Below are 16,843 nucleotides of genomic sequence, written 5' to 3'. Positions count from 1 at the left end.
ACTAGAGTACAACTGTTTCTTAGTGTCTGAAAAAAGGACGTTTTTATGTCGCTGAGTGCTACCATCAAATCGATTCAAGACATCATGCGGAAAGATGTCGGGGTAGATGGCGATGCCCAGCGAATTGGTCAGCTTGGCTGGATGCTATTCTACAAAATTTTCAGCGACCAGGATGCCGAGCTGGAGTTGAATGATGATAACTACGATTCACCGCTGCCCTTGGATTTGCGCTGGGATGAGTGGGCAGATAGTAATCGCCTGGGCAAGAATGCGCCTACGGGAGATGACTTGCTGAAATTAGTCGATGGACAATTGTTTCCCACACTCAAGGAACTGGCAGTCGATGACCTGGACGGAATCGCTCTAGAACGAGCGAAACTGCTCCGGGATGTGTTTCAGGATGCCTACAACTACATGAAGTCAGGCACACAGCTGCGGCAGGTGGTAGACAAGATTAACGAAAGCATCGACTTTAACCAGTCTCAGACCCGCCATGTGTTTGGTGAGATTTACGAACAGATTCTCAAAAACCTCCAAAGTGCTGGAAATGCGGGAGAGTTTTATACGCCTCGTGCGGTGACTCAGTTTGCCGTGGATATGGTGAATCCACAACTGGGCGAGAAGGTACTTGACCCTGCCTGCGGTACGGGTGGCTTTTTGACCAGTGTCTATGAACATCTAAAAAAGCAGACAAAATCGCCTGAACAGTTAGAACGGGTGAAGCGGAGCATTCTGGGGGTGGAGAAGAAACAACTGCCTCACCTGCTTTGTGTGACCAACATGATGGTGCATGGCATTGAGGTGCCGACGACGATACGCCACGACAATACACTCCGCAAACCGCTTCGGGAGTATGGGCGCGATGACCAGGTGGATATTGTGGTGACGAACCCGCCCTTTGGGGGCATGGAGGAGGATGGAATTGAGCGGGGCTTTCCCACCGAGTTTCAGACGCGGGAGACGGCAGACCTGTTTTTAGTGCTGGTGATGGAACTGCTGAAGGATGGGGGCAGAGCCGCGATCGTTCTCCCGGATGGGACGTTGTTTGGCGAGGGCATCAAGTCTCGCATTAAACAGAAGCTGCTGCGCGACTGTAACCTGCACACGATTGTCCGACTTCCGAATGGGGTGTTTAGTCCTTACACCAGCATTCGCACCAATGTCTTGTTTTTCACTAAGGGCACACCTACTACAGATGTCTGGTATTACGAGCATCCCTACCCACCGGGGGCGAAGTCTTACAACAAGACTAAGCCGATGCGGATTGAGGAGTTTGATGCCGAGAAAGCTTGGTGGGAGAACCGCCAGGAAAATGAATATGCCTGGAAGGTGTCTGTTGAAACCATCATTGCTAATGGCTAAAACCTGGATATCAAGAACCCTAATGCCCCATAAAATATCCATGAAGACCCAGTAGTGCTGCTGAAACAATATCAGGAAGCTGTTATTCAGGCAGAGAATGACCGCCAAGCCTTAAAAAACAGCCTGGTAGCAGCCCTGGAACGAGGTGAGAGTTGATGGATTTCAAGACGTTTTTAGAAAACTTTGATGCGATCGTAGAAGCTCCCGGTGGTATTCCAAAACTGCGATCGCTCATTTTAGACCTGGCAGTGCGGGGAAAGTTAGTACCGCAAAATCCAGAGGATAAACCAGCTTCAGTTCTAGTCGAAAAAATTAGGTTTAAGAAAGAGCAGCTAATTAAGGAAAAGAAGATTAGGCAATCTGACTCCCTACCACCAGTCGAGCTAAAAGAAATGTCTCATGAATTGCCTAATGGATGGAAATGGATAAGATTTGGAGATGCTACGATTTGCCGTGATGGTGAACGTATTCCTTTATCAAGGGAGCAGCGAACACTACGCCAAGGAGAATATGACTATTATGGTGCTTCTGGAGTTATTGATAAAATAGATGATTATCTTTTTGACGAACCACTGCTATTAATTGGGGAAGATGGCGCAAATCTTGTAAATCGCTCAACACCTATTGCCTTCATTGCAAGTGGAAAATATTGGGTAAATAATCATGCTCATGTTTTAGACAGTCTTTCAGTAGATTGTCTTCGATACTTTGAGGTCTTCATTAATGCGATTGACTTGAAGCCCTATATAACTGGCACGGCACAGCCAAAGATGAATCAGGCAAAGATGAACTCAATTCCAGTTCCTCTTCCTCCTCTTGCTGAACAGAAGCGGATTGTTGAGAAGGTGGATGAGTTGATGGCGTTGTGCGATCGCTACGAAGCCGCCCAGCAAACGCGAGACAACCTGCGGCAAAAACTGAGGGGAAGTGCGATCGCCTCCCTCATGAACGCCGAAACTGATGAGGAGTTGGATGCTGCTTGGGCGTTTGTCCGTGACAACTGGCACAACCTCAGCCAACATCCTGAAGACGTAAACGGCTTGCGCCAATCAGCTCTAAAATTGGCATTTCAAGGTCGTCTCACGCAACAGTCTACTGAAACTCCCAGCGCCTCAGAACTTCTTAAAGCGATACAGCAGGAGCAAGAAGAGCCAGTAACAAAGAAAAATAGTCGGAGAAAAAATCTTTTAAATCCTTTAATCTGCCCAAGTATTTTTGATATTCCTCAATCTTGGGAATGGACATACTTAGACTTTGTGTGTGAGCAAATTGGAGATATTGACCATAAAATGCCTCAAGCAGTTAAACAGGGAGTTCCTTTTTTATCTGCTAAAGACTTAAAAGATGATGGAACTTTAGATTTCAGCGCTCCAAAGTATATCTCTGAGGAAGACTACGAACGCTTATCACGAAAAATAAAACCTAGGAAAGGTGATATTGTCTACTCCAGAATTGGAGCAAAATTAGGTAAAGCAAGGCTGGTTGAAGTAGATACAACATTTCTTATCTCATATTCTTGCTGTCTAATTCGACCTAAATACCAGTTTATAAATGTTAGGTATCTACGTTACTTTCTGGATTCAAAATTAGCTTTAGAGCAAGCAATTTCAAGTACTCAGAGTATTGGTGTTCCCGATTTAGGGTTAGGTGCAATCAAACAGTACAAAATACCTTATCCACCTCTTGGTGAACAAAAACGCATCGTCGCTAAGGTCGATGAACTGATGCAACTCTGCAATCAACTTGAAGCCAGCCTGCGCCAAAGCCAGCAACGGGCAGAGAGCTTTGCCGCATCCGCCATCAGCCACCTGACAATTTAGATATTCGTAGGTTAGGCTTCAGGCAGCAAATATGGGCATTCTGTCCATCTAACAAAGCATACATGCAAAAAAAATATCTATGAATAACATCAACTTAAATGAGAGGTGGGAGATACTGGAGCAACCACCTTTCAGCCATCCTCAACGAGAAGCTCTTTACAAAGCAGAACTCACACTTCAGAAATTGAGAAGTTTTTGTAGAAAGAAGAATTTGCCGACTCCCTTATACGGAGAGGTAAAGATGCATGAAGAGTCTCTTTTACAGGCAGCTAAGTATCTTTCATCACTTCATCATTCAATTGCGTATGTTGGTGATATTGGTGTAGGTAAGACTACTGCTGTTTGCCTTCAAACAGGATTAATTTTCCCAAAATCCGGTAAATCGGAGCTTCCAACTACTGCACTAGAAACAGGTGGCGGTGGAACAACAGTCTGCGAAGTAAGAATCAGGCAAGGACTTCACTACTCTGTTCTAGTGGAACCTCAAGCCGATACTGAAATATATCGATTTGCAGAAGAACTGTGTGCAGGAACTTATGAAAGTGGAGATGTTGTAAAAGATGGCTCCCCTACAGGCAAGGAAAGCCAAATTAAAGGAGTTTCTAAAGAGATTGATCGAGCCTTGCGTAATATGGCGGGATTAACAAGGCAACGTCAGAGGACATCTGATGGTAAAACAAAAACATATTATGATCCTCTCAAAGAATTGGCTAAGAAATCTGAGAGCTTAGATGCTTTGTGTTCAGAATTCATTCAGAGACTAGCTCTACCGAAGAGAACACGTCGAGAAATCTCTTACGATGAAATGTCTAACTTATCAGAATTGGAATGGTTACAGAAAACATTCAAGGACGTAAATAACGGGCGGCATGAAGAGTTTTCACTGCCCCAAAGAGTTGACATAACCATTCCACGTAGCCCCTTAGATATACCCGAATATCAAGTCGAAGTAATTGATACGAAAGGGGTAGACCAGACTGCTATTCGCCCAGATGTACAGGCTTGTATAGATAATCCTAGAACTATCACAGTATTGTGTTCCAAATTCAATGATGCTCCAGGTACATCAGCCCAGAATCTTATAGAGCATTTGAAGAAAGCTGGTCAATCAACTGTTCTGACAGAAAGAGTTAAGCTCCTAGTTTTGCCTCGACCAGCGGAAGCGAGCGCTATGAAAGATGACAGTGGTGAACCAGCCGAAACAGATGAAGATGGTTACATCATGAAAGGCGAGCAAGTAGAGCTGCTTCTAAAACGTATTGGCATAGAGAATATGCCAATGTATTTCTTTAACTCATTTTTGGACGCACCTCAACAATTCAATGAATTCATAATTTGCCAATTAAACACTCTAAGACAAGAGAAAGTTGAACGCATTTCTGTAGTATGTAATGCCGTTGACTATCTTATCAAACATCAGGAAGAAGAACAGGCAAGAACAGCTCAAGGTCATGTCTCGAAAGAGCTTAAGATTTTTCTAGAGCGCTATCCAGATTTCCCTGAACAAAACTGGGATATTCATGATTTTTTGCTTGATGAAATCATGAATACACATGCACGTACAGTTTGGGCATCAGTACGGCGAAAAGGCCACTGGAGTAACTTAGACGTTCACTTTATACTTGGCTATGGAGCAAGAGTAAAGGCTCGCAATAATACAGAGGAAATTTACTATGGATTACATGGTATCGTTCAGCAGATGCTTGGAAATAATGATTTAGAACCATCTCATGTATTTCTACGAGAGCTAAATTCTAATTGGCTTTCATGGTACGACGGGTTCTTGAACGTTACACAACAGATTGGTTCGCAAGTGTTTCAACCTGCCCTTGACGGTGATTCTGTTTGGTTGGAATGTGCTGAATTATATGGGCAAGGTACACAATTCCGTCTTGAAGTTTCTTCAAAATTGCGAGAGTGGTTTAACAGTCCTAAACAGCGTCACCTCCATGATTTACTGAAAATCCGTATCTGCGAGGCATGGCGAACAGAAGTTTCAGGGCGGCTAAGAACACTGGTGGATCAGGATTAGAGTCTACCTGCACCACAGTTGGGATAGTTGATTCGGCAAAGTTTAAGCTCTTGGTCTTGCTAAGGGCTTGCTGTTAGGTTGGGTGTAATCGCTTTAGGGACTATCCTCTACGATACTTGCTCCAACCCTGGAGAAGCAGGGATGTCGTATTCCCGCACAATTCCGACAGGGGTGTGTCCCTCGAGCGCCCTCATCTCCAATTCTGTTAACACTATATGTGTGATGTTAACAGGTTGATAGAAGCGAGGAGGGACAATGGTTCTAGCCCTCTCTCTCTCATTTTTTGGTCAAAGGCGATCGCGTTGCGAGAAGAGCGTACTCAGTTGGAGAAGCCGCAGCGCCCTTGCGATCGCATCCAACCGTCCAGAGGCTTGGCCTGTTGAGGAGGCAGGATACCGGATTGTCTGATGCAAGGATCTCTGAGTGCGAAGCCGCCTAAGTACAAACTAAAGCTGAAAACCTAGTTGGGAGCGGGTTAGAGCGTTTTGGGAAGCATTTGAGATGCTTGCCGTTTGCTGAACTCTATTCTCTGTAAGGTTTTTGGACATCGGCGAATCAGATAAAAACAAGTTTTGTGGAGGAAATTGGTGTCCAACTCTATTTTTGTGTTAAGCTGTTAGACACACTTTCACACCAAGCCTTCCAGCCATCGGCTTGTTCCTACCTTTGATGCCTTCTGGCGTTGGTCAGGCAACTGGCGCACCTATCCGGCTGCACTGCGGGAAGTTGTTCCTACCTTTGATGCCTTCTGGCGTTGGTCACTTGCCTGAACTCAAGCAGCAAAATCGGTTATTAGCAAGTGTTCCTACCTTTGATGCCTTCTGGCGTTGGTCACACCTGCGCTCTCCCATTTGTGCTAGCAACTGCTCGAGTGTTCTTAACCTTTGATGCCTTCTGGCGTTGGTCACTTGCCTGAACTCAAGCAGCAAAATCGGTTATTACTGGAGTTTAGACTATGACAAATTAGCTCAGCCAAAACCCAAAAGCTGAGAAAGGAAAAAGTCATCTAAAACTCGAAATTTAAACGGCTTGTTTACAGGGTTTTTTGTGTTTTATTTTGCCTTTCTTAACCACTGGATAACGAGGTTTACTAGTACGTTTGTTTCCTGATTTCCAACCCGGAGACTTTCCACGGGGTTTGGGAGAGGTAGCTGGTGTGCCAATCTCCGGTAAAAGTAATGCTATTGACTGAGCCACGCGTCCAGGAGTTAAATTTGAGAGGGGTTTTTGCCAAGGAAGATGGTGCTGCGCCACCAAATCTCTAGCTAACCATAATTCCCAAGTCAAGATAGGCATTAAATCACTCCACCTTTCACATTGAAAAGGAGTACTCAGTTGAGGAACTGTCCAATGTAAGCGTTGCTTGAGAAAACGATACCAGTGGTCAACAGCAAAGCGACGCAAATATAGCCGCCAAATCTCAGCCAGGGGAGGCATTTCCTGACCTACCCACACCAACCATAACGGTTGAGACTTTGACTGTGATGGCTCCGACACAATACGTTCGACTAAAATTAATTGCATCGCATGAGTTGCACTACCCGAAAAATGAAGGTCTGACCACATCCGGACTTGAAGCTGCCCAAACTTTGAGTCTTCCACTGCAACAGTTTCAGTTGCTGCCCACCAAGTTGAAGAGTCGTTGAGTTTAAATTTTTGACCATGCTTTCTGGGTCGTCCCTTACCTGTATAGGCAGGAGGCGCTGAATATAAACAACGGTTAGAACGAATCCTCATTAAAAAGTCAGCTTCTATCTCTGCTGTTTGATTAAGTAAGGAAGCATTGCCATATTCACTATCGAGCAAAATCATCGGACGTTGTGACAAATACTTACAAGCTTGTTTGATTTGCCAAGCGGCTTTACTAATCGGATTCTCCCAACTGGTAATGCGCTCATGTCTCAAAGGTAATGCCCAACTGCCTGACCTTTCGGGTATCCAAGCTATGGTGCTGTATCCTTGACCTACACTAATCGGTTTGTTGGAAGCAATCGCACTGGGCTGATGGCAGTATGTACGGTCTTGCAGTGTTGGTGAATGCAGTCTTGTCCAAGCTGTATGATCTACTGCTAAAATGGGGCGCTCCTGTAGTGACATCTGTTTGATATACAAGCGCATTAACTTGTTGCGATTGGGTCTACAGTCCTGTATCGCTTCGTATATGCTCGGCCACTTGCGTCGAAAGAAAGGACTTAAAGAAAATTCAGCTAGGCAATAGACGTTGCGCGTTGTCAGTACAGCATCCGTCAACTCAAAGGTGGCATCAGCCGCGAAGTTAAGTAACTCGTAAACTTGTTGGCGAAATTCTTGAAGTTGTTTATAGTTCATGCAGGGGAGAAATGCTCAATTTTGGTTAATTGTCATTTTCTCCCCTTTCCCATCGCTTATACATCTGAGGTTGGATGCTTGTCATTACGGTAGACACGGAGACACAGGGACAGACAGACGCTCCAGAAATTTTGCTTATGGGCAATCATTCCGACTCGCTATTAAGTTTGTATTATTCTATAACAACAGTTTCCCAGAGCTGAGTTTTATTCGCGATTTCCACTCGCGAATAAAACTTGTTTTTTAGTCCTAATTACTGTCTCCCAACTCGGCACTCCTTGCCATCGTAGTCTAAACTCCAGTTATTAGCAAGTGTTCCTACCTTTGATGCCTTCTGGCGTTGGTCACACCTGCGCTCTCCCATTTGTGCTAGCAACTGCTCGAGTGTTCTTAACCTTTGATGCCTTCTGGCGTTGGTCACTCCTATTGCCGGAAGTGTCCTAGGCGTGAAAATGAGTGTGTTCCTACCTTTGATGCCTTCTGGCGTTGGTCACTCATATCCGCGTCGATCAACAGTTCCCAGTTCAAGGTGGTGTTCCTACCTTTGATGCCTTTTGGGGATTTTTGTAACATTTGTGCTTACGCTCTTGTCTTTACATTCGCCAACAGTATCGACTGCTACTCACACCCCTATCTTTGAATAATTGGTTGCTAAAAACACCTCTTTGTTTTCTTCTTCTCCTATATCTCGCCTCGGTGGTTTGTTGATAAAGGTGAAAGTGTCCCCACTGGCTATAACTCGTTGCATTTCTTCATACATGCCATAGGAACCGATACCACTCAACCTGACCCAACCCCGCGACCTGGTAAGCGCTACAAATAGCTGGTTGCGAAGGTTAATGTTGCGTTCGTCTCTTGCCACATTGTCAAAGCCGATGACATAGACCATGTGAGCCTCATTGCCTTTAGCACGTTGGATGCGAGATACAGTTACTGCGCCTTCTTCCCAAAAGATATTCGGTCTGCTGCGTTGCCAGTGGAAGTTCAATGTATTAACGGCTGGGGCTGCTGGAACGAAAATATTGATGCCTTGCTCCATTAAAAACCCAGCAACATGAGTTTCCAGTTGTATTGCCTCAAAGTCGCCTAAAATAATGACTAAAATATCACGACTGGGTTTGAGACGGTCGTACTCTAAGTTGTGTTTGATGTGTTGGGCTAGAGCGTGCAGTTCTTCTTGGCGGCTCCTATAGATACCAACGTTTAATACTGGTTCCCCCCAAAGAGCAGGCACAGGATTTGGTGAGTTTTTGGGAGGTCGGTGTAGGGTAATTTCTTCATTATTTTTACGAAAATCCCCCTTTACTTCGTAGCCCAAATCCTCCCAATCTCTGGTGTTGGTAACCCCTGAAAGCATTCCTTGAGGACGCAGCAAACCCATACCAATAGCATGAGCCGCTGTAATAATTGAACTAGGGGTACGGTAACAGCGCTTCATTATTTCAGACTTTTTGATGTCACCTTTGTAAGTCGGCCCCTTAGTCAGAACTTTAGCCAATTCTTGACCAAATACTTCTTTAAATTCAGGAATTTTAAGGTTATCAAGGCTCTGTGCTTCGTCGTATGCCCAAATCAACCGTCGAATGTCTGAAATGTCTGAATCAATGGGTTTTAAAGCTTGCCAAGCCATCCAATAAACAGGCTGTTTATCTTTATACTTGAGTTCCTCCTTGTCTACTAATAAATCCTGACCTTCATCGATCAGGATGGCGTCAAAGATTGGTTCAATAAAGTTTTTATCCTCTTCAAGGCGGTGTAAAAGCTGCCCACAAACATCTGCAAGCGCCTCATTGGGTTTCTTGTAGCTGGTGTCTTGTGCCGTTAGATGTGGGTAACCATTAGCATTACAGATAGTTTTGTACAGACCCGGTTGATTCCAAGCTCCCCATGCGTGCAAAATTTTTAGCTTTCTCTTAGTCTGAAAGTCGTACCGCATTGCCCCATTACTGAAATGACGTATCCATTTGTCAATTAAAGACTCGATTTTGTCGTAAAGCGAGCGAGTGAAGAATACTAGAGCAATGTCCCAGTCAGGATGCTTCAGATGCATATGAGCAGCTTTCTGACATAACAGCACTGTTTTACCAGACCCGGCAATGCCCCGAATTCGCTGTAGTCCCGGAGGAATTTCTTTGGCGATATGCTCCTGCTGTAAATCCAGTTTATATAGTGTGTTTTGTGAAGTAGCGACAACACTAGAGCGAGTTTTCCCCGTCTTTTCGACAGGTGCAACGTCACGGGCGGATGGATACAGTACTTGCGTTCCACCAATTACTGCTAGCAGAAGCTCCCACTGCTCATCATCGAGTTCTTTACCTGGAGCGACGTGCGTTGTCTGTTCAATGCGTCTGAGCAAGGTGGCTGAACCGAGTTGGTCTTTAAAGATAATGGGCGGACAACAGGGAAGTCGATCAAATCCTTTCTTCCGCCATTCTTCCTGAGTAATTAGTGGTAAAGCAACGATAGCTCGTCCTATAACCTGTTTACAGATAAGCGGCTCATGGTCACAGTACTTCAATAAAGCATTTAGCTGATTCTCTGCCTGATCATAGGGGTTGCCATAATTAATATAAAAATTCTGGAACTGCCATTGATGACCGTTGATTGCAACAATCTGGTCAATGGTAACACCCTTAACCTCAATAACTACGAATCCTAACTTTTTGTCGGCTATCAGAATATCAGGCTCTTTCCGGGTTTCTCCTGTCTTAGAAAAGATAGGATATCGCCAATACCCGATACACTCGCGGCTGGCAAAGGCTTCTCTCACTTTGTCCCAAACTTTTTGTTCGCTCTGTTCGCCGTCTTTACCTATTGGTTCGGTAGTAATAAATTTACGCCCTGATTCATAAATTCCTACAGGCATCTTTAATGCGCTTCCTTCTATAATTTTTGAAGGCACAGAGTGGTACCGTGCTTTGGGAAAATGCTTCTTCTTAGTGTCGAGGGGGAAGAGGATTATTATCTACGGGGGAATTACGGAAAAAGTTTTTGCAGTCTCAAAAATTTTTCCGTGATTAGACGGATGTAAATTGTGGAGAAGCGATCAGCATTGTGGCTGCAACCAAGAGCTTGATCGCAGATCGCATCCTCAGTACCGGGGTACAAAGCAGCACGGAAGGCGTTACACGAATTCATAAGTAAAAATGCTTAAGTGACCCCGTCTCCCTGTTTATGTCCTAATTAGGTCTCTTTTAGACCCCAATAACGGGTGAGCGAAAAAAAGCGTGGGGGGAGGGAGCAAGTTAGCGGCTCATACACGCTAACATAGTCTCAGTCCTAGACTTGTATGCTCATGCCAATTGCCTATGAACTGTCATGCCATCGGAGAACAAGTTGCACAAACGCTCTCTACCTTACCCGAATGGAAGAACCTAGAAGAGTTTGTCAGCTCTTTTCAGGCAAGCTGGCTTAAACTTGGGCAAGCCCTTCAACAGCAACTAGTACAAGAGAAAATAGAAGAAATTGAAACCCAATATCAAGGAGCAAGAACGAAGAGAAAAAAAAGATACTACACACTGTTGGGAGAAATGGTTCTGAAGCGTAGAGTGTATCCAGAAGAAGATGGTTACCAAGTCAAAGTGGATCTCGAATTAGGACTTCCAAAAGAAAAATGGCTACCACCAGTATTAGAATTAGCTTGTGCATTGGGAGTCAGTAGTGAATTCCCCAATGCCCATAAACTCTTCCAACAATGGACAGGCATAAAGTTGACAGAAAAGACCTTAGCTATAAGAGTAGAAGCGACAGGAAATCAACTACTTCTTGTAGAAGAAAGCCGTCTGCCAGAGCAAGATAAGGAGAGTGAGGCAGATTCTCTAACGCCAGATATAGAGAGAAAAGAAAGAATCTATGTGGGAGTAGATGGGGTAATGACTCCCCTCAATCAAAAGCAGGGATACAAAGAAGCCAAAGTCGGAGTGATTTTTTGGGAAAAACACCATCAAAAAAGCCAGGGACAACGAGGGATGATACGTCAAAGAGAATATCTAGCCACCTTAAACTCCCGTGGAGAATTTAGAAAGAAAGTCTCTCAACTGCATGAGCAAGTGGTTGGGCAGCAAAAACCAGAAACGATAGTAATTGGGGATGGGGCACATTGGATCTGGGAGATGGCACAAGAGCAATTTCCGGGTTCTGTGGAAATACTCGACTTTTTTCACCTATCAGAATACGTCTGGGCAGTAGCTAAAGAAGCTTATCCCAAGCAGGAATCTCTCCAGAAGGATTGGGTCAAACAGCAACAACAATTCCTGAAAAAATCACAGTGGAAACAAGTTATCAAAAGTTGTTCTCAATTTCGTTCAAAAAGGAAGGATTTACAGTTAGCTATTACTAATTTAGAGCGTTATTTAACCAATAATCAAAGCCGTATTGACTATCAACGCTATTTAAGTTCCGGTTTAATGATTGGTTCGGGAGTAGTAGAAAGCTCTAATCGTCGTGTCGTAACTCAGAGACTCAAACAAGCCGGTATGCATTGGTCAATAGCAGGTGCCGAAGGAGTTATGGCTCTGAGGGCTGCCTATTTGAGTAGTTCCAATCGTTGGTCAAACATCTGGTCAAGTCGGTCAAAAATGAGGATAGGTTAGCGTATTATTTACGATAACTGATTCCCCTTTCTCTAGTTATGCCTAAGTCTTATCAGCAACGGCAACAGCAGGATTTAGCCTCTCGACTGGAAGAGGTGAAATCGATTTTAACGCAAATTGATACTGAAATTGAGCAGCTCAGTCAGCCGAAAAAATTACCTCCACCAGGGACTTGGATTGTGCGTTATCGTGCCCGAGGACGAGGTGGGACTTATTGGTATTACAAGTGGCAATCTCGTCAAGCTATTTTTGTGACCAAATCCGGTCAAAAATCCCATTATAAATACATTGGTAAAGCTGGAAGTCCAGCTTTCATACTGGCTGTAGAGATGATGAAGAGTCGAACCAAAATTGAAGGTTTACAACAAGTCAAACATACCTTGGAACTAGGTTTAGAGGATTTAGTCGAAGAAGCCACCAGATTTCAAGAGAAAAACCAAAAGCAGGGCAAGTAACAGCAGCAGAAAGCATTAATCGTTTGGCGGCATAGTTAGCGGCTCATACACGCTAACTAACTCCCCCCCACCCCACGCTTTTTTTCGCTCACCCCCCAATAACTGATGCAGTACGAGACACGTTTAGACTCCAAATAGCAGTCTTTTAGGGGATGGGCACAGAATTATGCCTATGTGAGCTGCAAACGCGATCGCCATTTAATAAGGAGTCTTGGAAGTGGTGGGAACAGCCGTTTGGATGAGGTGCTTCTCACTTAACACTATCAAAATCGTGCCGCCCCCCAATCTGTTAACAGGTTAGGGGGCATTGTCCGGTGCGATCGCCTCCTTTCCTCCCTCTTACCCAGGTGATTAAGGGGCAAATGCCTAAGTCCTGTCAATAATAATTATCCCCCGATAGTGCCGGGGGATGCATTTGGTTTATTCAATTAGTTTTCCCAGCGAGTGGGAAAGTCTAAACGTCGGGTAAACTGCTTTGCCGCTTACGACGGCGTGTTTCCATTCAATTAGTTTCCCCAGCGAGTGGGAAAGGTGGCAACTGTAGAGACTGGGGTTAAGCCAGAAGTGTTTCCATTCAATTAGTTTCCCCAGCGAGTGGGAAAGCTTGCATTCGGACATGCCTGACCGTCTTCGGCAGGGTTTCCATTCAATTAGTTTCCCCAGCGAGTGGGAAAGATTTTGCTCCGGCTGCCGTTGAACTTAGAGTCAGGTTTCCATTCAATTAGTTTCCCCAGCGAGTGGGAAAGTCTCCAACAGGCAAATATTGATGTGCGGGACTTCATGGTTTCCATTCAATTAGTTTCCCCAGCGAGTGGGAAAGTCGAGGGACTCAGCGATCAGGCTCGCGCTACTCTGTTTCCATTCAATTAGTTTCCCCAGCGAGTGGGAAAGAACCTCCAGTAACGCTGACAGACAGGCAGCTCAAGAGTTTCCATTCAATTAGTTTCCCCAGCGAGTGGGAAAGCTAACGCTGGGGCCAGTAATTAACGTATCGTACTCATGTTTCCATTCAATTAGTTTCCCCAGCGAGTGGGAAAGCCAAGACGAAATTCTCGAAGACTTTCCCTATCTGTTTCCATTCAATTAGTTTCCCCAGCGAGTGGGAAAGTACGCCCAAAACTTTGCTCCGCCCCAAGAACACCAAGCGTTTCCATTCAATTAGTTTCCCCAGCGAGTGGGAAAGTGCTGAAAAATACCTGGATCGGCATTGGGATGTTTTGTTTCCATTCAATTAGTTTCCCCAGCGAGTGGGAAAGCTCATACAATGGAAACCTCTTGGCATGATTAGTTTGAGTTTCCATTCAATTAGTTTCCCCAGCGAGTGGGAAAGTCGAGAAAATAATATCCCAAACAAATACTGAAGGGCTGGTTTCCATTCAATTAGTTTCCCCAGCGAGTGGGAAAGAAATAGGTAAAGGGAATGTCCCGCCGCTTATGAATAGTTTCCATTCAATTAGTTTCCCCAGCGAGTGGGAAAGCCAAAGGTTTGGCTATACCGAACAAACATCTATAGTTTCCATTCAATTAGTTTCCCCAGCGAGTGGGAAAGCAACGGACAATCAACCCAGCGATGCCCGTGACCTACTTCGTTTCCATTCAATTAGTTTCCCCAGCGAGTGGGAAAGGCCCCAATCAGTGCGTTAGACAAGCGAAGCTACAAGTCGTTTCCATTCAATTAGTTTCCCCAGCGAGTGGGAAAGTTCGGGGTCTGAAAAGCCCTCTAGCTCTTCATTCTACAGAGGATTTTCGTGGGTCTCTTTTTTGACCTCATTTGAGCCCCCGTTATTGATAAGACTTCGCAATTACTAGCCGAGAGCCAACGTTCAAACTCTTCAATTGTCAAGGTTCTAGCGTTTTTCGTGGGACTCCCCGGTTTTTCGCTCCCACTTCGACCCACGAAAATTATTTTGTGCCCAGCGATAATCTCATTATCCCATAGCACCTACACACGAAAAGGCCAAATTAATTCCTAGAATCTGGTTTCACTCGACGGCTTCATAATCATTGACCAACAACCTTTCAAGCAGGCGTTCAACTTGCGCCATATCAAATCCCCCTTCGGTAACATCCACCGAATTGATGATCGCAAACCCCTCATTCAGGGCTGGAGGAAACTCTTGCAGTGCTTGGAAAAATTCTTCAATCACAGTTTCCGGCACCAGGCGGAGACGTTGTTTGTTCCAAATTTTGCATAGAGCCAGCGGTGTTTGCAAGTGCCAAGCCATCCACTGCACATTGTCATCCCTCATCCGACTTAATAGAGATGTCCGCCACTCCGGTTTAGCATTGGTGGCATCATAAATGACGGGTTGTCCGGCTTGAAAAGATTCTCGCATTTGAGACAGGACATACTCTTCAATCAAAGACCAATCTCCCTGAATACTCTCATCACCAAACAGAAGGGCGCGAGTCACATCGGTGGAAACAATCCTTGCGGTGGGGATAAGTTGAGCGAGTTGGTGAGCAAAGGTGGATTTGCCCGAACTGGGAGGGCCGATCAGAAAATGACTAATAACCAATGACATTTGACGAATAACTAACTATAGCGTGCAGCTAAAGCTTGAGCGGCTTGACGGTGCTTTTCGACTAAATCCTGCGGCGAGATCACTTGGGCATTACCCATATATCGGTAAACCCAGCGGGTCAATTCATGAAAGGAACGACGGGGGAGCTTTACGATGTAATCGACTTCTTCATATTCCCCAGAGTTTTTTTTCTTTCCAGGGCGAATCCTTTGGCTGGGATGGCGGCATTCCCCTTCTAAAATAAAGGTTGTCGCTGGGTGGAAGAATCTTACTTTCACTTCTTCTAATCGTAACTGTCCCAGCCGCTCTAATTGCTGCTCTTGGGGTTCTCCCAGGAAAATACCCCAGCCGATATTCATTAATTTTTGCGCGAGTTTGAGACTTTGGAGTTGAGCTTTTTGCCCTCGTCCTTGCTGTTCAACAATTCGGCAATGGTCTTTGAAACGGTCTAATCGTTCGACTTCTAGATGTTGGATTTCAGATTCTGCGTATAAATGCGGCGTTCGGGCTTCTTCGTAAAGAAGATACCAGGCGATATCATGATAAAACAATTGCAACGGGTAAACTTGCAGGTAGCCAGTCTGCTGTTGATAGGGTTCCGCGTGGCGGTACAGTTCAATGATTTGACCCTGTGCGATCGCATTTTCTACCGTTTCCAAACAGTGACATAGGGAAGGACGTTTTTTCCCTTTGGCTATCATCTCATCCGGGTCGGTATAGATGATGGGACGGTTTAGGTAAGCGCGAACTGGATAAAAGAAATCTTCTTGTTCTTCCAGGTTTAACCCCCGCAATCGACGTTCCAAGGTTTGATAAATCTGTCGTACTTGGGGATCGCCTTGATACTCGGCTTGGGAAGTAAGGGCGTTGAAAACCACTTTTAATTGGTCTTTGCTCATTGCCCCAGTGCCGAGGTAATAGCCCCAGCGATACATGCGGCGATCTAAAATGCCGTAGTCGCGGAGAGTTTGCAAGTCTTTGCGAATGGTGGCTAGGGCGGGATATCCCTCTGGGAAGTTTATTCCTATGGCTGTGGCGACAAGTCGCAGTTGGGTTTGTACTGCTTCTAACGCTTCGTGGTGTTTTTTCTGCAATGAAGATTCGTATGAATCCGGGCTACCGATGCCGGGATACTGGACTAAGGTGGCAATCAGCAGCAGGAGGCGTTCAAACGAAAGGCGATCGGCGTAGGGGTGAGGTTGGGGTTTCTTTGGCATAAAAGTTTAAGTTAGCGCTACCCGTATTGGACGGTCAATTAAAAGGCAATATTAATAGTGTTGTAATTTATCAGCGCTGTTACTTTGATTTCTATGACCTAATTGGCTGCACATTGAGCATCGTGAATGATATTGTCTTTTTATTGCAGAGTCAGCGCCGCGAGTGCCATTGTAGTCGAAGCTATTAAGCCGTCTGCTAATGAGCGCCTTCTCATTTATACTAATCTTGGCAATAAGTCAATCTACTGAGCATTGAAAATTGCATCAGAAAAGCGTCCAATGAACGAATCGACACCACAAGGGCTATCGCCGAAACCCTATATTTTTCGTTGAGTGGTGTCGATTCCTCACAGGACTTGGATTTGAGGGCTGTGTTTAGCTCAATTTTTGGGAGGATACGGTATGATTTCAAGAGTGGTGTCGATTTAGCGTCTGAAACCTTTACTGGGTAAGGGCTGCACGGACGTACTCTTCCCAATCGCTGGGAAAACTAATTGAATGGAAACTTTGAA

The 16,843-nt window shown here is 45.0% G+C and carries 12 protein-coding genes and 1 CRISPR repeat array; of the genes, 7 read left to right on the top strand and 5 right to left on the bottom strand.

Annotated elements, in window-relative coordinates:
• The first annotated feature begins 45 nt into the window (after window positions 1-45).
• The 5 genes from NDI48_26835 (at window position 46) to NDI48_26815 (ending at window position 6,102) form a co-directional block, all read left to right on the top strand.
• Window positions 46-1,362, top strand: coding sequence for a type I restriction-modification system subunit M (locus NDI48_26835; GenBank protein MEP0834785.1), 1,317 nt, complete (start codon window positions 46-48; stop codon window positions 1,360-1,362).
• 392 nt (window positions 1,363-1,754) lie between these two features.
• Complete coding sequence (locus NDI48_26830; protein ID MEP0834784.1) at window positions 1,755-3,182, top strand: restriction endonuclease subunit S; 1,428 nt, start codon at window positions 1,755-1,757, stop codon at window positions 3,180-3,182.
• Between the two features lie 79 nt (window positions 3,183-3,261).
• A complete protein-coding gene (locus NDI48_26825; GenBank protein MEP0834783.1) occupies window positions 3,262-5,214 on the top strand; it encodes a hypothetical protein in 1,953 nt (650 codons plus the stop codon).
• Between the two features lie 255 nt (window positions 5,215-5,469).
• Window positions 5,470-5,622, top strand: a complete 153-nt coding sequence (locus tag NDI48_26820) for a hypothetical protein (protein ID MEP0834782.1) — start codon at window positions 5,470-5,472, stop codon at window positions 5,620-5,622.
• A 261-nt stretch (window positions 5,623-5,883) separates the two neighbouring features.
• Complete coding sequence (locus NDI48_26815; protein ID MEP0834781.1) at window positions 5,884-6,102, top strand: hypothetical protein; 219 nt, start codon at window positions 5,884-5,886, stop codon at window positions 6,100-6,102.
• 132 nt (window positions 6,103-6,234) lie between these two features.
• Here NDI48_26815 and NDI48_26810 read toward each other — a convergent pair whose 3' ends face one another.
• The 3 genes from NDI48_26810 to NDI48_26800 all read right to left on the bottom strand — a co-directional run bounded on the left by NDI48_26810 (window position 6,235) and on the right by NDI48_26800 (window position 10,680).
• Entirely contained in the window at window positions 6,235-7,542 is a 1,308-nt protein-coding gene (locus tag NDI48_26810) for a transposase (GenBank protein MEP0834780.1), read from the bottom strand.
• Window positions 7,543-8,164: 622 nt separating this feature from the next.
• Window positions 8,165-10,408, bottom strand: coding sequence for an ATP-binding domain-containing protein (locus NDI48_26805; GenBank protein MEP0834779.1), 2,244 nt, complete (start codon window positions 10,406-10,408; stop codon window positions 8,165-8,167).
• Between the two features lie 110 nt (window positions 10,409-10,518).
• Window positions 10,519-10,680, bottom strand: coding sequence for a hypothetical protein (locus tag NDI48_26800; protein MEP0834778.1), 162 nt, complete (start codon window positions 10,678-10,680; stop codon window positions 10,519-10,521).
• A 170-nt stretch (window positions 10,681-10,850) separates the two neighbouring features.
• Here NDI48_26800 and NDI48_26795 point away from each other — a divergent pair, with 170 nt between their 5' ends.
• Together NDI48_26795 and NDI48_26790 are read left to right on the top strand one after the other, a co-directional pair.
• Entirely contained in the window at window positions 10,851-12,134 is a 1,284-nt protein-coding gene (locus tag NDI48_26795; GenBank protein ID MEP0834777.1) for an ISKra4 family transposase, read from the top strand.
• A gap of 38 nt (window positions 12,135-12,172) precedes the next feature.
• Window positions 12,173-12,589, top strand: coding sequence for a hypothetical protein (locus NDI48_26790; GenBank protein ID MEP0834776.1), 417 nt, complete (start codon window positions 12,173-12,175; stop codon window positions 12,587-12,589).
• 416 nt (window positions 12,590-13,005) lie between these two features.
• A CRISPR array of direct repeats spans window positions 13,006-14,289; the repeat unit is 37 nt; unit sequence GTTTCCATTCAATTAGTTTCCCCAGCGAGTGGGAAAG.
• Between the two features lie 282 nt (window positions 14,290-14,571).
• Here the strand turns inward: NDI48_26790 and NDI48_26785 are convergent.
• Both NDI48_26785 and NDI48_26780 read right to left on the bottom strand, forming a co-directional pair.
• On the bottom strand, window positions 14,572-15,114 hold the full coding sequence (locus NDI48_26785; protein ID MEP0834775.1) for an ATP-binding protein: 543 nt from the start codon (window positions 15,112-15,114) through the stop codon (window positions 14,572-14,574).
• An 11-nt stretch (window positions 15,115-15,125) separates the two neighbouring features.
• Window positions 15,126-16,331 carry a WYL domain-containing protein gene (locus NDI48_26780; protein ID MEP0834774.1) on the bottom strand — a complete coding sequence of 402 codons (1,206 nt, stop codon included), beginning with the start codon at window positions 16,329-16,331 and terminating at the stop codon, window positions 15,126-15,128.
• Window positions 16,332-16,843: the final 512 nt, after the last annotated feature.

It is taken from the genome of Microcoleus sp. AS-A8 (assembly GCA_039962225.1).
Lineage (GTDB): Bacteria > Cyanobacteriota > Cyanobacteriia > Cyanobacteriales > Coleofasciculaceae > Allocoleopsis.
Note: the sequence above shows the minus strand (reverse complement) of the source record. Positions and strands in the feature narration are given on the sequence as shown.